Genomic DNA, 13,385 nt, shown 5'->3' on the forward strand with positions numbered 1-13,385 from the left:
TGTGTTATAATAGAGGCATGAAAACAAATGATATTGTCTATGGCGTCCACGCCGTTACCGAAGCCCTACTTGCAAATACCGGCAACAAACTCTACCTCCAAGAAGATCTCCGAGGTAAGAATGTTGAGAAAGTCAAGGAGCTGGCTACAGAAAAGAAGGTATCCATTTCTTGGACCTCAAAAAAATCTCTCTCTGAGATGACCGAAGGTGCTGTTCACCAAGGTTTTGTTCTACGAGTGTCCGAATTTGCCTATACCGAGCTGGATCACATCCTTGCCAAAACACGCCAAGAAGAAAATCCACTTCTCTTGATTCTGGATGGGTTAACTGACCCTCATAATCTAGGTTCCATCTTGAGAACAGCTGATGCGACCAACGTTTCAGGTGTCATCATTCCCAAGCACCGTGCTGTCGGAGTTACTCCTGTCGTTGCCAAAACGGCCACAGGTGCTATTGAACACGTTCCAATTGCCCGAGTGACCAATTTAAGCCAAACTCTAGACAAACTCAAGGATGAAGGGTTCTGGACCTTTGGAACAGATATGAATGGTACTCCTTGCCACAAGTGGAATACAAAAGGGAAAATCGCCCTCATCATCGGAAATGAAGGAAAAGGTATCTCTAGCAACATCAAAAAACAGGTCGATGAGATGATTACCATTCCGATGAATGGACATGTTCAAAGTCTCAATGCCAGTGTTGCTGCAGCCATTCTCATGTACGAAGTTTTCCGAAATAGACTATAAAAAAAGTTTCCAGTCATCTGATTGGAAACTTTTTTATGATTATACTCAATGAAAATCAAAGAGCAAACTAGGAAGCTAGCCATAGACACCTCAAAGCACTGCTTTGAGGTTGTAGATAAGACTGATGAAGTCAGCTCAAAACACGGTTTTGAGGTTGTGGATAAGACTGACGAAGTCAGTTACCTATACCTATGATATATACGGCAAGGCGAAGCTGACGTGGTTTGAAGAGATTTTCGAAGTGTATTAACTATGTTCGGTGATAAACTTGTAGGCTTCTTGGCCAGCGATTGCTCCATCTCCAACTGCTGTTGTTACTTGGCGAAGGTCTTTCAAGCGAACATCTCCAACTGCAAAAATACCGTCAACTGCAGTTTTCATGTGGTTATCTGTCACAATCCAACCTGCCTGATCTTGGATATTTAATTCTTTAACAAAATCGCTAACAGGGTCCAAACCAACATAGATAAAGACACCACCAAAGGCTTGCTCTGTCACTTGACCTGTTTTCACATTTTCAAAGACGACCGATTCTACTCGGTTTTCACCCCTTATTTCCTTGACTACAGAATCCCAGATAAAGCTGATTTTCTCATTCGCAAAAGCGCGGTCTTGTAAAACCTTTTGGGCACGAAGTTGGTCACGACGGTGAACAATGGTAACAGTCTTTGCAAAGCGAGTCAAGAAGATAGCTTCTTCGACAGCCGAATCTCCACCACCAACTACCAACAAATCTTGGTCACGGAAGAAAGCACCATCACACACGGCACAGTAGGAAACACCACGACTGTTCAGTTCTTCTTCTCCAGGTACTCCCAAAGGACGGTGTTTAGAACCAGTTGCTACGATAACTGTACGTGTTTCATATGTTTGGTCATCAGTAATCACTTTCTTAAAATCACCATGGTCTTCTACATTTTCAACATAACCATAAATGTGCTCAACACCAAGATTTTCAAGTGGTTCAAACATCTTTTCAGCCAATTCTGGACCACTGATATTAGCGTACCCTGGGTAATTTTCGATATCGGAGGTATTATTCATCTGACCACCTGGTAGACCACCTTCAATCAAGCCTACTTTGAGATTGCTTCGAGCAGCATACAAGGCTGCAGTCATTCCTGCAGGACCAGCACCGATAATAATAGTATCGTACATATAGATTCCTTCTTTCTTGTTGTAACTATCTTTATTCTAACTCTTTCTTGTCAATCAAGCAAGGATTATGCCTTGAAAACAAGAATTAAACTCATAACCGCAAAGGATAATACTGGAACAACCAAGACTCCAATCATAATCATATCATAGAGATGGGCTTGGCGAGCCTTGGCTGTCTTATCAACTCCCGACATGGCTCTTAGTCCAATCCAAATCCCTAAAAAAATCAGGACGAGGATGGTGGTCAAGATCAAACTCTCGAAATATAAAGAAAATAGTTGCAGTAGCATGATTTCTCTCATTTCTATCTTTTTTAAAGAGTAAACTCAGCTAGTCCAGCTAACTGAGTTTTCCTTTATCTATTATATCAAATATAAGTCCGTTTGTAACTAGCAAAGAATTCTTTTGTCCGCTCTTCTTTAGGATGGTGGATAATCTCATCCGGTGTTCCAGACTCAATGATTTTCCCCTTATCTAAGAAGAGAATCTTATCAGCTACTTGGGCTACAAAGGACATGTCATGACTGACCAAAATCATGGTCTGACCTGACTTAGCAGCATCTGCAATAGACTTCTCTACTTCACCGACCAATTCTGGGTCAAGGGCTGAAGTTGGTTCATCTAAGAGCAAGACATCTGGTTTCATAGCAAGCGCACGCGCCAAGGCAACCCGTTGCTTCTGTCCACCTGATAAATGACGAGGATAATGGTTCTCTCGGTCAGAAAGTCCAACCTTAGCCAACTCTTCCTTGGCAATCTTGGTTGCTTCTTGGTCAGATAATTTCTTGACAACAACCAAACCTTCTTTCACATTATCAAGTGCCGTGCGGCGTTCAAACAAATTAAACTGTTGAAATACCATAGACAGCTTGCGGCGTAGGGCAAGGATTTCTTCTTGAGTGATTTTAGAAAAATCAACTGAAAAATCATCAATCTGAATAGAGCCACTGTCAGGTGTTTCAAGATAATTGAGATTGCGAAGGAAGGTTGATTTTCCAGCTCCTGAAGAACCAATCAAGGCTACGACTTCTCCTTTTTGGATATCCAAATTCAGATGATCCAAGACAGTCTGTCCTGAAAAGGATTTGCTTAAATTCGAAATCTTAATCATTAACGAAGGTCTCCTTTCACATCTGTTTGCACTGTATCCGGTGCAGAAATAGCCATTTTTCTCTCGATGAAACGACCGAGGCTTTCAATTCCGATATTGACTACCCAATAAACAAGAGCAACGGAGATGAAGCGTTCAAAATAGCGGTAGTCAGCTCCACCCAAAATCTGAGCTTGGGCAAAGACTTCCACAACACCCGCACTGAAGGCTAGAGAAGTCCCTTTGGTCAAGCCGATTAGGGAATTGATTAAAGTTGGAGTCGCCACAACAGCTGCATTTGGAATAATCACTCGACGATAAACTTGCGCTCGGGTCATCCCCAAACTACGTGCCGCCTCAATCTCACCAGGATTGACTGAGAGAATGGCTGCACGAATGGTTTCACTAGCATAAGCTGCCTCATTAAAGGCAAAGGCGACAATCGCAAAAACAGCCGCTGGAATGGCATTGATATTGAAACCAGTTCCCCATTGCTGATTGAGAGCTTTCAAAGCCAAAGGAATTCCGTAGTAGGTCAACATGAGTTGCACCAAAATCGGTGTCCCTTTTAAGAAACTAACGAAGAAGGCCTGCAAGGGATATAGAATCTTGACACGATTGATTTTCACAATGGCAAAAAGAAGCGCCAAAACCAAGCCAAAAAAGGCACCACCAATTGTCAACATAATCGTTGTTGGAAGTTGTTGGACAATTCTTGGAATCCCATCAAAGACCGAACGCAGGCTAAACAGCTTGCCATCCGGAATCAATTGCATCAAGTTTTGGTACCAATCTGATGCTAAAATCGTTGTAACATTCATAAAAACATCCTCTCCTGATAATGATTCATTCTACCATACTTCTGCCGTCAATGAAATTATTTGCTACGGTCAGATACAGACTTTGTCTACCTACTAGTTTATCATACTTTGAAACAGGGAGGTTATATATTTTATCTATCAAAGAGATAAGTAAAAACTATTTCAATCCCAATTCTTCATAAGCTTTTCGATAACCGATTTGCTTAACAGTCCCGTTTTCTACTAAAATGGGCCGTTTTAACAACATACCGTCGCTTGCTAGTAACTCAGCTGCTTCTTGGTTTGACAGGCTTCCTACCTTATCTTTCAGCCCTAATTCACGGTATTTGATCCCACTGGTGTTGAAAAATTGCTTCAACTCAAAACCTGAAGTCTCTAGCCAGTTTAAAATGACTTCTTGACTAGGTGTTTCTTCCACGATATGGACGGCTTTGTAGTCCACACCGAGTTGGTTTAATTCTTGTTTTGCTTTTTTACAAGTTGAACATTTTGGGTATTCGATAAATTCTAACATGTCTTTCACTTTCTATTATTTATATCTTTAAAATCTACGCCTTCATAATCCAAGAGCCAGGCTTTCTTTTCCACTCCTGCAGCATAACCTGTCAGACGCTTGCCTGCTCCCAGCACACGATGACAAGGTACTAGAACAGACCACGGATTGCGTCCCACCGCTCCGCCAATTGCTTGAGCAGAATCCACTTGTAGCTCTTGGGCTATTTGTCCATAGGTCACTGTATGACCATAAGGAATTTCCTGTAAATAGGACCAAACTCGCTTTTCAAAATCCGTTCCGATTGGAGCCAAGGGCAAGTCGGATAAATCCTGAGACTTGCCTTTAAAGTAAGCATCTAAGCAAGCAATAACTGGGTCTAAAATGGGATGACTAACAACTGCTTCTATCGTCTCATCTCCTAGTCCCCTCTCAAAATGCTTCTGCTCCTGCACCCAAACGCCATACAGATATTGCTCGTCGGCAACCAAAGACAAGGTTCCTATTGGCGAAAAGTAGAGCATTTTTGCGTACTTCTTTTTCATTATTTCTTCAATTTTTGATAGGCCAGGCGTTCGCCATCAACCGGCACCTTACCAACTTGTCTAAAACCAAGTTTTGCAAAAATATGTTGCATGACCTTGTTTGCAACATGCGTATCTGAGCGAAAATCTAGATAATCAAATCCTTCAATCAAGCCCTCTAAGAAGGTTTGAGCAACTCCTTGTCCCTGCACATCTGCTGCCACAGCAATACGGTGAAAGACTAGGTACTCTGACTCTCCAGCTTGCCATTTTCCTTCATAAATAGCTTCATAGGCTGCCTCTGGACTTTTGGTCACAGCTGCATAGGCTAGTAGTTCTCCCTCTTCCAAGGCTACGTAGGCTTGACCTGAGATAATATCATCGATAATAATGTCCGCATTTGGATAACCATTTTGCCACTGGTCACTACCAGCATCTGCTAAACATTTCTTGGCTTCCTCCATCACCTGCATGATGGTATCTACTTCATTTGGAAAAGCTAAACGAATCTCCATCTTTTCTCCTCATTTCTGACTAGTTTCTCCCATCATAGCATAATTCAAGCCTTTTCACAAGCAGTTAAAACTTGACTTTCTGTTTTTATTATTTTATAATCTAGTTATTAAAACTAGATTATAAGGAGTTTAAAATGAAAACTACCTTTTCCTACCCAAAATGGGCAGAAATTCCAAACATTGACCTCTATCTGGACCAGGTTTTGCTCTATGTCAATCAGGTCTGCGCTCCTGTCTCTCCAGATAAAGATAAGGGGCTAACAGCATCCATGGTCAATAACTATGTCAAACATGGTTATCTTACAAAGCCTGACAAGAAAAAATACCAACGCCAACAGATTGCCCGTCTGATTGCTATCACAACCCTCAAGTCTGTATTTTCTATTCAAGAAATAGCCCAGACACTGAATACTCTACAAAGTCAGGCTAGTTCAGAGCAACTCTACGACGCCTTTGTAGATTACATGAACCAAGAGATTGACCCAGCAAACCCTATTATCCAAAGTAGCTGCCAAACAGTTAAACTCTATCATCAAACTCTAGACTTAATCCATCATACTCAAGAGGAGGTAAGCCGATGAACACTAGTCTTAAACTCAGCAAACAACTCAGTTTTGGAGAGGAGATTGCTAATAGCGTGACCCATGCTGTGGGGGCAGTCATCATGCTCATCTTGCTCCCTATTTCATCCACCTATAGTTATGAAGCACACGGATTTTTATCCTCTATCGGCGTTTCCATTTTCGTCATCAGTCTCTTTCTCATGTTCCTATCATCCACCATTTACCACTCTATGGCCTACGGTTCAACCCACAAATACGTCTTGAGAATCATCGACCATTCGATGATTTATGTGGCTATCGCAGGCTCTTATACGCCAGTCGTCTTAACCTTGATGAATAACTGGTTTGGCTATCTAATTATTGCCATCCAATGGGGAACGACCATCTTTGGTATTCTCTATAAAATCTTTGCTAAAAAGGTCAATGAGAAATTCAGCCTTGCTCTTTACCTGATTATGGGCTGGTTGGTTCTGGCTATCATTCCTGCCATTATCAGTCAAACAACACCAATCTTTTGGAGCCTCATGGTAACTGGCGGACTTTCTTATACAGTTGGAGCTGGATTTTATGCCAAGAAAAAACCTTATTTCCACATGATTTGGCATCTCTTTATCCTAGCTGCGTCCGCACTCCAATACATCGCCATTGTTTATTACATGTAAAAAAGTTGAGAAATTCAATCTCAACTTTTTTCTTTACACATATTGATAAAGTACTGGTGCAAGCGCACATCATCAGTCAATTCTGGATGAAAAGAAGTTACAAACATATTTTTTTCTTGGGCTGCAACGATTTGATTATCAACTGTTGCTAGAATTTCTACACCCTCTCCAACACTAGTGATAATTGGACCACGAATAAAGGGCATTGGAATCTGACCGACTCCCTTACATTCTGCTTCCGTATAGAAACTTCCTAGTTGGCGTCCGTAGGCATTTCGCTCGACCACCATATCCATAGTTCCTAGATGACTCTCTTCCTGAGAAGTAATTTCTTTAGCCAGCAAAATCAAGCCTGCACAGGTTCCAAAGGCTGGTAAACCAGATAGAATGGCTTCTCGAATGGGAATCAGCATGTCCTGCTCACGTAAGAGCTTGCCCATGGTTGTAGATTCCCCACCAGGTAATATCAAACCCGACAAATCACTCTGATGTTTCTGAAAATCTTCTAAATTTCTGATTTCAACACTCTCGACACCTAATCGATCTAGCACTTTTGCATGTTCTGCAAAGGCCCCTTGCAAGGCCAATATTCCGATTTTCATCTATTTTCCTCGCTCTGCCATGAGAATTTGAATTTCATTTTCATTAATACCAACCATGGCTTCGCCTAGATCTTCAGAGATTTGAGCTAGGATTTGAGGATTACGGAAGTTAGTTACCGCTTTGACAATGGCACTCGCTCGTTTAACAGGATCTCCTGACTTAAAAATACCTGAACCGACAAAGACACCCTCTGCCCCTAATTGCATCATCAACGCAGCATCTGCTGGCGTTGCAACGCCTCCAGCCGCAAAGTTTACAACTGGCAATTTTCCATGTTCATGGACGTATTGAACCAATTCTACAGGTACCTGCAAGTCCTTAGCAGCAACATAAAGTTCGTCCTCTCGTAAGTTTTGAATACGGCGAATTTCCTGATTCATCATACGCATATGACGAACAGCTTGGACGATATCCCCCGTACCCGGTTCTCCTTTGGTACGAATCATAGAAGCACCTTCAGCGATACGACGCAAGGCTTCCCCCAAATCCTTAGCCCCACAGACAAAAGGAACTTGGAATTCTTTTTTGTCCACATGGAAACGGTCGTCTGCTGGAGATAAAACTTCACTCTCATCGATATAGTCAATCTCAATAGCCTCTAAAATCTGAGCTTCAACAAAATGCCCGATTCTGACCTTGGCCATTACTGGAATACTAACCGCTTCTTGGATTTCCTTAATCATCTTTGGATCACTCATACGGGAAACACCACCAGCTGCACGGATATCAGCTGGAATCCGCTCCAAGGCCATAACAGCAGCCGCACCAGCAGCTTCTGCAATGCGGGCCTGTTCAGGGTTTTGAACGTCCATGATAACCCCACCTTTGAGCATCTGTGCCAAGTTTTTATTTAGTTCATAACGATTTTCAGTCATTTCTTAATCCTCATCATTTGTATTGGTAGCTACCATTTCATTTTAAGCCAGATTAGAATGAAGTACAAGATAAAAAAAGGATAATTGTATGGGTACAGATTGATACTCAATGAAAATCAAAGAGCAAACTAGGAAGCTAGCCGCAGGTTGCTCAAAGCACTGCTTTGAGGTTGTAGATAGAACTGACGAAGTCAGTAACATATATACGGTAAGGCGAAGCTGACGTGGTTTGAATTTGATTTTCGAAGAGTATAACTAAAAAACTATCTGACCTTAACCTAAGGCCAGATAGCTCGTCAATTTTTATTTTTCAGCTGTAAGTGCAGCCATTGTAATGTAATTGTATGGTTTGTTAAAGTGTGGCAAGAAGAAGAGATCTGTCAAGGCCAATTTATCGATTGTTACATGCTCTTGGATAGCAAGTGAGAACATGTGGATTCCCATACTGATAGCTGCATCATGTGAAACCATTTGTGCACCAAGGATTTCGCGGCTGTCTTTATCAAAAACAATCTTGATGGCAACTTCGTGGTTGTCATGTTTGATAAATTCTGGTTTTTGAAGATCGTTAAAGCCAGTTTCAGTTGCATTATAGCCTGCAGCTTTGGCTTTTTCAAGAGTCAAACCAGTCGAAACCATGTGAAGACCGTAGATAGAAATACCGTTTGATCCTTGTACACCAATTCCTTCCAATTCATGTCCACAAGCATTGTAAGCACCAACGATACCAGTACGTACAGCGTTAGATGCAAGAGCGATGTAGCTAGTATCTTTACGAGCATTGTCATAAACAGTTGCACAGTCACCAACAGCGTATACACCTGGGATAGATGTTTCTTGTTTCTTATCTACAAGGAAGGCACCGTTACGGAAGAGTTCAATCTTTCCGTCAGCAAGAGCTGTGTTTGGACGGAAACCAACAGCAAGAACTACCATATCTACATCAAATGTTTCTTTGTCTGTTACCAAGCGTTCAACTTTTCCATCACCTTGGATGGCTTTAACTGTTTGACCAAGAGCCAAGCGGATGTTGTGGTCTTCCAAGTTCTTCGCCATCATTTGAGTAAAGTCTTTGTCATAGTAGCCGTTCAAGACAGTGTCTACAATATCTACAAGCACTACTTCTTTTCCAAGACGCTCGAAAGCTTCGGCAAGTTCTACACCGATGTAACCACCACCAACAACGGCAATGCGCTCAAGGTGCTTGCTCTTATCTTCAAGTTTTTCAATAACTTCTTCAGCGTTTTGGTACAATTTAACAAATTGTACATTTTCAAGAGTTGCTTTGAATTCGCGGTTGCCCTTAACGATTTCAACACCTTCGATTGGAGGCAAGATTGGAGTTGAACCAGTTGCAAAGATCAATTTATCATAAGACTCTTTGTGTTCTTTACCTTCAACTTCTGCTGTAACTACTTTGTTATCATAGTCGATTGAAAGAACTGGTGAATTCATGTAAACCTTAGCACCTTTAGCTTCCAATTTTTCTTTATCAGAATAGAACAAGCCTTCAGCACCGTCAATTTGTTCACCGATCCAAAGGGCCATTCCACAACCTAGGAAAGAGATGTTAGAGTTTTGGTCGAATACAACGATTTCGTTCTCATTACCAAAATTATCCAACATAGTATTAATACATGCTGTACCAGCGTGGTTAGCACCAACTACAACGATTTTACTCATAGAAAAATTCCTACCTTTAATTTAAAATTTACTCTTCTAGTATAACATTTACTGTTAGCGTTTACAAGAGTTTAGCTAATTTTCCCGTTTTTTTTGTAAAAAAATGTAAATAATCTGTATTTTATCAGTCTTTCTTACAATTACTCTTTATTTTCTGAGCATATTTCTTGACAAGTTTACAAATTTTATTTGTGAAAACGCTGACTTTATGGTATGCTAGTATCATGAAAAGAAAATGTAAGGGGTTAAATTTAATATAAATTTACTATATTTCAGTCTTCTTTTCATAAAAGAAAGGAGTTGGTAGCTTGCCTCTTAGTTCACATTCCGAACGGCTAATGGGGACTACTATCACTATTTCATTAGTAGATGAGCGAGCCGATAGCTTGATCCAGAAATCCTTTGATTTACTCAGAGAGCTCGAATACCGCTTCAATGCCAATAGCCAAGAATCTGAGTTGATGGAAATCAATCATCAAGCTGGAATAGCCCCCGTCAAGGTTCATCCAGACCTGTTCGAACTGATTTCACTTGGATTAGAGCATAGCCTAGCGCCATCTAGCCATCTCAATATCAGCATTGGTCCCTTGATTCAAACCTGGCGTATCGGTTTTTCAGATGCCAAAGTTGCCCAGCCTCAAGAAATCGAATCAATTCTCCCTTTAATCAATCCTCATTATATCGAGTTAGATTCTTCTACTTCTACTGTGTTTCTAAAACAGAAAGGAATGAAGATAGACCTAGGTTGTTTAGCCAAGGGTTATAGTGCGGATAAAGTTGCTCAATTTCTGAGAAAAGAGGGAGTGACATCTGCCTTGATCAATCTGGGAGGGAATATCCTGACTATTGGAAAAAATCAGGCAAGAGGGGATCAGCCTTGGCAAATTGGGATTCAAGACCCAGCCAATCCGAGGGGAAATCACTTAATGACCATCCCTGTTGTCAATAAATCTGTCGTGACTTCAGGCATTTATGAACGTCACCTGACTGTCGATGGAAAAGATTACCATCATATTTTTGACAGCCAAACAGGATATCCTGTTGAAACGGAACTAGCGAGTCTAACAATCATCTCTGATAAATCAGTTGATGGTGAAATCTGGACAACTCGTCTATTTGGAGAAAGACCTGCTTCTATCCTCTGGCAAGTCGAAAGTTTGGAGGGCATCGAAGCTATCCTCATCGATAAGGAAGGTCACCTAAGCTGTTCTTCAGGAATTCCTACTCTATAGAAACAAATGTTTCAATGGAGTTTTAAAATTGTATTATGTAAAAAGAGAAAGGAAATCTCATGTTAAAACTTATTGCTATTGTTGGAACAAATTCAAAACGTTCTACAAACCGCCAATTGCTTCAATACATGCAAAAACACTTTGCTGAAAAAGCTGAAATTGAACTTGTTGAAATTAAAGACATTCCTGTCTTCAACAAACCAGCTGACAAGCAAGTACCTGCTGAAATCCTAGAAATTGCTGCTAAAATTGAAGAGGCAGATGGCGTTATTATTGGTACTCCTGAGTATGACCACTCTATCCCAGCTGTTTTGATGAGCGCTCTTGCTTGGTTGTCTTATGGTATCTATCCACTTTTGAACAAACCAATCATGATTACAGGTGCCTCTTACGGTACACTTGGTTCATCACGTGCCCAATTACAACTTCGTCAAATCTTGAATGCTCCAGAAATTAAAGCAAGTGTCCTTCCAGATGAATTCTTGCTTTCACACTCTCTTCAAGCCTTCAACCCAAGTGGAGACCTAGTGGATCTTGATGTTATTAAAAAATTGGATGCCACTTTTGACGACTTCCGTATCTTTGTAAAAATCACAGAAAAATTGCGCAACGCACAAGCCCTACTTCGCAAAGATGCTGAAGACTTTGACTGGGAAAATTTGTAAGATAGGAGACCAAAAAGAATGAAATTTGTTGGACTTGTAGGATCAAACTACGATCAATCATATAACCGTAAACTCTTGGAATTCATCCGTCGTCACTTCAAACTCAAATTTGAATTAGAAGTTCTCGAAATTGATGAAGTTCCAATGTTTAACCAAGACGAAAAATGGGACGAAAGCTTCCAATTGCGTCTCTTGTATAACAGAATTACGCGTGCTGATGGTGTCATTATTGCTACTCCTGAGCACAACCACACAATCTCAGCTTCTCTTAAATCAGTTCTTGAATGGCTTTCATACGAGGTTCATCCATTTGAAAACAAACCAGTCATGATTGTGGGAGCTTCTTACTACGACCAAGGTACTTCTCGTGCCCAAGTTCACCTTCGTAAGATTCTTGATGCCCCAGGTGTCAATGCCTACACACTTCCAGGAAATGAATTCCTTCTCGGTAAAGCTAAAGAAGCCTTTGATATTAATGGGAATATCACAAATGAAGGAACTATTAATTTCCTTGAAACTTGCTTGGATAATTTTGTAAAATATGTAGGAGTTGTTTCAAAATTGAAAAAACCAAAACCAATTGAACCAGAAGATTTGGATTGTGGCAGACCAATTGCTACCACAATCACAGAAGTTGATCCCGATGATCCAGAATGGGTTGAAAAAGTTGCTGAAATTACTGGTGCGGTTTCAGGTGATACCTATGTCAAACTAGATCATGGTATCTTAACTGTTAACCAAATCGATATGTTCTTGAAAGCAATGCCATTTGAATTGACATTTGCAGATGATAACAACCAATTCTTATACTACAATAATGTTCACCAAGATCCAAACACCATGTTTGCTAAACGTGTACCATCTCAATCTGGTAACCGTCTCTCAACTGTCCATAACTCACTTCCCGGTGGACGTATGAAAAATGTTGAATGGGTTGTCGGTGTACTGCGTAATGGTGATCAAGAATATGTTCGTACAATCGTTCCTGGATCTCCTGCAGGGGTTATCAACACTCACAACTATCAAGCTATGTACTATCCTGATGGATCATACGCTGGTATCAATGAAATAGTCTTCAACTTCCAACCATGGCTTGATTGGTACCTCAATACAACTGGTCAACGTCTAGTTGGTGGAAATGCTGCAGCTCCTGCTGGCGGACATGGTCACGGTGATGCAGATGCTACATCTGGAGCTTCTGATGCAGGTGAGGCTGGAGGCCACGGTGGTGGTGCAGACGCTACATCTGGAGCAAGCAACTAATAGTAGTTTTAGGAACCAAATTGGTTCCTTTTTTAACCAAAAAAGACTAGCAGTTTGTATCTGCTAGTCTTTTGATTATTATTTCATCTATCTTTGTTAAAAGAAAGAATATTTATACTCAATGAAAATCAAAGAGCAAACTAGGAAGCTAGCCGCAGGCTGTACTTGAGTACGGCAAGGTGAAGCTGACGTGGTTTGAATTTGATTTTCGAAGAGTATTATTATGAATTTGGATCATCGAGACTACGGCCATGTAACCCTTTTTCACGTTGGACTTGACGTAGTTTCTCTGGTGTCACATCGTTGCCTTCTTCGTCCACAATTTTGATCCCTTCGATGTGGTGACGAACAGTGCGACGGTACCCTTCGATGTACTCCTCACGTAGTTTGGCTTGTTCAACTTTTTCTTCTGGTGTCAAGCCTTCTGTTTTTTTCTTTTTGGCAAGCTCGTTAATACGATCAATTTTTTTAGGATCCATGTTTCTCTCCTTT

Annotated in this window: 18 protein-coding genes; 7 read left to right on the plus strand and 11 right to left on the minus strand. The window is 40.9% G+C overall.

The window, feature by feature from the left end; translation table 11 throughout:
- Nucleotides 1–17: 17 nt before the first annotated feature.
- Nucleotides 18–746 carry a 23S rRNA (guanosine(2251)-2'-O)-methyltransferase RlmB gene (rlmB, locus tag STYK_RS07025; protein WP_061759749.1) on the plus strand — a complete coding sequence of 243 codons (729 nt, stop codon included), beginning with the start codon at nucleotides 18–20 and terminating at the stop codon, nucleotides 744–746.
- A 48-nt stretch (nucleotides 747–794) separates the two neighbouring features.
- Entirely contained in the window at nucleotides 795–941 is a 147-nt protein-coding gene (locus STYK_RS07030; RefSeq protein ID WP_261804774.1) for a hypothetical protein, read from the plus strand.
- A gap of 51 nt (nucleotides 942–992) precedes the next feature.
- Here STYK_RS07030 and trxB read toward each other — a convergent pair whose 3' ends face one another.
- The 7 genes from trxB to STYK_RS07065 all read right to left on the minus strand — a co-directional run bounded on the left by trxB (nucleotide 993) and on the right by STYK_RS07065 (nucleotide 5,347).
- Complete coding sequence (gene trxB, locus STYK_RS07035; RefSeq protein WP_261804775.1) at nucleotides 993–1,904, minus strand: thioredoxin-disulfide reductase; 912 nt, start codon at nucleotides 1,902–1,904, stop codon at nucleotides 993–995.
- Nucleotides 1,905–1,969: 65 nt separating this feature from the next.
- On the minus strand, nucleotides 1,970–2,194 hold the full coding sequence (locus STYK_RS07040) for a DUF4059 family protein (RefSeq protein ID WP_000926599.1): 225 nt from the start codon (nucleotides 2,192–2,194) through the stop codon (nucleotides 1,970–1,972).
- A 77-nt stretch (nucleotides 2,195–2,271) separates the two neighbouring features.
- Nucleotides 2,272–3,015: an amino acid ABC transporter ATP-binding protein gene (locus STYK_RS07045; protein ID WP_261804776.1), complete on the minus strand. Its 744-nt coding sequence runs from the start codon at nucleotides 3,013–3,015 to the stop codon at nucleotides 2,272–2,274.
- Nucleotides 3,015–3,815, minus strand: coding sequence for an amino acid ABC transporter permease (locus STYK_RS07050; protein WP_049532415.1), 801 nt, complete (start codon nucleotides 3,813–3,815; stop codon nucleotides 3,015–3,017). The genes STYK_RS07045 and STYK_RS07050 overlap by 1 nt, the downstream gene beginning before the upstream one ends.
- A gap of 157 nt (nucleotides 3,816–3,972) precedes the next feature.
- Nucleotides 3,973–4,329 carry an arsenate reductase family protein gene (locus STYK_RS07055; protein WP_000889091.1) on the minus strand — a complete coding sequence of 119 codons (357 nt, stop codon included), beginning with the start codon at nucleotides 4,327–4,329 and terminating at the stop codon, nucleotides 3,973–3,975.
- A 5-nt stretch (nucleotides 4,330–4,334) separates the two neighbouring features.
- Nucleotides 4,335–4,853 carry a methylated-DNA--[protein]-cysteine S-methyltransferase gene (locus STYK_RS07060; RefSeq protein ID WP_050971675.1) on the minus strand — a complete coding sequence of 173 codons (519 nt, stop codon included), beginning with the start codon at nucleotides 4,851–4,853 and terminating at the stop codon, nucleotides 4,335–4,337.
- Nucleotides 4,853–5,347: a GNAT family N-acetyltransferase gene (locus STYK_RS07065; RefSeq protein ID WP_112444182.1), complete on the minus strand. Its 495-nt coding sequence runs from the start codon at nucleotides 5,345–5,347 to the stop codon at nucleotides 4,853–4,855. The genes STYK_RS07060 and STYK_RS07065 overlap by 1 nt, the downstream gene beginning before the upstream one ends.
- A 134-nt stretch (nucleotides 5,348–5,481) precedes the next feature.
- Between STYK_RS07065 and STYK_RS07070 the strand changes: the two genes are divergently transcribed.
- Both STYK_RS07070 and trhA read left to right on the plus strand, forming a co-directional pair.
- On the plus strand, nucleotides 5,482–5,928 hold the full coding sequence (locus STYK_RS07070) for a DUF1836 domain-containing protein (RefSeq protein ID WP_112444184.1): 447 nt from the start codon (nucleotides 5,482–5,484) through the stop codon (nucleotides 5,926–5,928).
- Nucleotides 5,925–6,572, plus strand: a complete 648-nt coding sequence (trhA, locus tag STYK_RS07075; RefSeq protein WP_049509562.1) for a PAQR family membrane homeostasis protein TrhA — start codon at nucleotides 5,925–5,927, stop codon at nucleotides 6,570–6,572. Before STYK_RS07070 ends, trhA begins: the two co-directional genes overlap by 4 nt.
- Before the next feature lie 20 nt (nucleotides 6,573–6,592).
- Here trhA and pdxT read toward each other — a convergent pair whose 3' ends face one another.
- From pdxT to nox, 3 genes are all read right to left on the minus strand, one after another.
- Nucleotides 6,593–7,174: a pyridoxal 5'-phosphate synthase glutaminase subunit PdxT gene (gene pdxT / locus STYK_RS07080; protein ID WP_261804777.1), complete on the minus strand. Its 582-nt coding sequence runs from the start codon at nucleotides 7,172–7,174 to the stop codon at nucleotides 6,593–6,595.
- Nucleotides 7,175–8,050 carry a pyridoxal 5'-phosphate synthase lyase subunit PdxS gene (gene pdxS, locus STYK_RS07085; RefSeq protein ID WP_000138517.1) on the minus strand — a complete coding sequence of 292 codons (876 nt, stop codon included), beginning with the start codon at nucleotides 8,048–8,050 and terminating at the stop codon, nucleotides 7,175–7,177.
- Nucleotides 8,051–8,353: 303 nt separating this feature from the next.
- The gene (gene nox, locus STYK_RS07090; RefSeq protein ID WP_261804778.1) at nucleotides 8,354–9,733 is read right to left on the minus strand and encodes a H2O-forming NADH oxidase; all 1,380 of its coding nucleotides are present in this window, start codon (nucleotides 9,731–9,733) and stop codon (nucleotides 8,354–8,356) included.
- A 308-nt stretch (nucleotides 9,734–10,041) separates the two neighbouring features.
- Between nox and STYK_RS07095 the strand changes: the two genes are divergently transcribed.
- The 3 genes from STYK_RS07095 to STYK_RS07105 are packed head-to-tail and all read left to right on the plus strand — an operon-like array spanning nucleotide 10,042 to nucleotide 12,893.
- Nucleotides 10,042–10,965: an FAD:protein FMN transferase gene (locus STYK_RS07095; protein ID WP_004256850.1), complete on the plus strand. Its 924-nt coding sequence runs from the start codon at nucleotides 10,042–10,044 to the stop codon at nucleotides 10,963–10,965.
- Between the two features lie 59 nt (nucleotides 10,966–11,024).
- Complete coding sequence (locus STYK_RS07100; protein ID WP_000915951.1) at nucleotides 11,025–11,630, plus strand: NADPH-dependent FMN reductase; 606 nt, start codon at nucleotides 11,025–11,027, stop codon at nucleotides 11,628–11,630.
- A gap of 18 nt (nucleotides 11,631–11,648) precedes the next feature.
- Nucleotides 11,649–12,893 carry an NAD(P)H-dependent oxidoreductase gene (locus tag STYK_RS07105; protein ID WP_261804779.1) on the plus strand — a complete coding sequence of 415 codons (1,245 nt, stop codon included), beginning with the start codon at nucleotides 11,649–11,651 and terminating at the stop codon, nucleotides 12,891–12,893.
- 221 nt (nucleotides 12,894–13,114) lie between these two features.
- Here the strand turns inward: STYK_RS07105 and STYK_RS07110 are convergent, their stop codons facing one another.
- The gene (locus STYK_RS07110; protein WP_000371299.1) at nucleotides 13,115–13,372 is read right to left on the minus strand and encodes a DUF896 family protein; all 258 of its coding nucleotides are present in this window, start codon (nucleotides 13,370–13,372) and stop codon (nucleotides 13,115–13,117) included.
- Nucleotides 13,373–13,385 lie beyond the last annotated feature (13 nt).

Source organism: Streptococcus toyakuensis, from assembly GCF_024346585.1.
GTDB lineage: Bacteria > Bacillota > Bacilli > Lactobacillales > Streptococcaceae > Streptococcus > Streptococcus toyakuensis.

Excerpts from the sequence above, each read along its gene's own strand:
- rlmB (WP_061759749.1), top strand. The coding sequence starts at position 18 with ATGAAAACAAATGATATTGTCTATGGCGTCCACGCCGTTACCGAAGCC.
- STYK_RS07030 (WP_261804774.1), top strand. The coding sequence starts at position 795 with ATGAAAATCAAAGAGCAAACTAGGAAGCTAGCCATAGACACCTCAAAG.
- trxB (WP_261804775.1), bottom strand. The coding sequence starts at position 1,904 with ATGTACGATACTATTATTATCGGTGCTGGTCCTGCAGGAATGACTGCA.
- STYK_RS07040 (WP_000926599.1), bottom strand. The coding sequence starts at position 2,194 with ATGCTACTGCAACTATTTTCTTTATATTTCGAGAGTTTGATCTTGACC.
- STYK_RS07045 (WP_261804776.1), bottom strand. The coding sequence starts at position 3,015 with ATGATTAAGATTTCGAATTTAAGCAAATCCTTTTCAGGACAGACTGTC.
- STYK_RS07050 (WP_049532415.1), bottom strand. The coding sequence starts at position 3,815 with ATGAATGTTACAACGATTTTAGCATCAGATTGGTACCAAAACTTGATG.
- STYK_RS07055 (WP_000889091.1), bottom strand. The coding sequence starts at position 4,329 with ATGTTAGAATTTATCGAATACCCAAAATGTTCAACTTGTAAAAAAGCA.
- STYK_RS07060 (WP_050971675.1), bottom strand. The coding sequence starts at position 4,853 with ATGAAAAAGAAGTACGCAAAAATGCTCTACTTTTCGCCAATAGGAACC.
- STYK_RS07065 (WP_112444182.1), bottom strand. The coding sequence starts at position 5,347 with ATGGAGATTCGTTTAGCTTTTCCAAATGAAGTAGATACCATCATGCAG.
- STYK_RS07070 (WP_112444184.1), top strand. The coding sequence starts at position 5,482 with ATGAAAACTACCTTTTCCTACCCAAAATGGGCAGAAATTCCAAACATT.
- trhA (WP_049509562.1), top strand. The coding sequence starts at position 5,925 with ATGAACACTAGTCTTAAACTCAGCAAACAACTCAGTTTTGGAGAGGAG.
- pdxT (WP_261804777.1), bottom strand. The coding sequence starts at position 7,174 with ATGAAAATCGGAATATTGGCCTTGCAAGGGGCCTTTGCAGAACATGCA.
- pdxS (WP_000138517.1), bottom strand. The coding sequence starts at position 8,050 with ATGACTGAAAATCGTTATGAACTAAATAAAAACTTGGCACAGATGCTC.
- nox (WP_261804778.1), bottom strand. The coding sequence starts at position 9,733 with ATGAGTAAAATCGTTGTAGTTGGTGCTAACCACGCTGGTACAGCATGT.
- STYK_RS07100 (WP_000915951.1), top strand. The coding sequence starts at position 11,025 with ATGTTAAAACTTATTGCTATTGTTGGAACAAATTCAAAACGTTCTACA.
- STYK_RS07105 (WP_261804779.1), top strand. The coding sequence starts at position 11,649 with ATGAAATTTGTTGGACTTGTAGGATCAAACTACGATCAATCATATAAC.
- STYK_RS07110 (WP_000371299.1), bottom strand. The coding sequence starts at position 13,372 with ATGGATCCTAAAAAAATTGATCGTATTAACGAGCTTGCCAAAAAGAAA.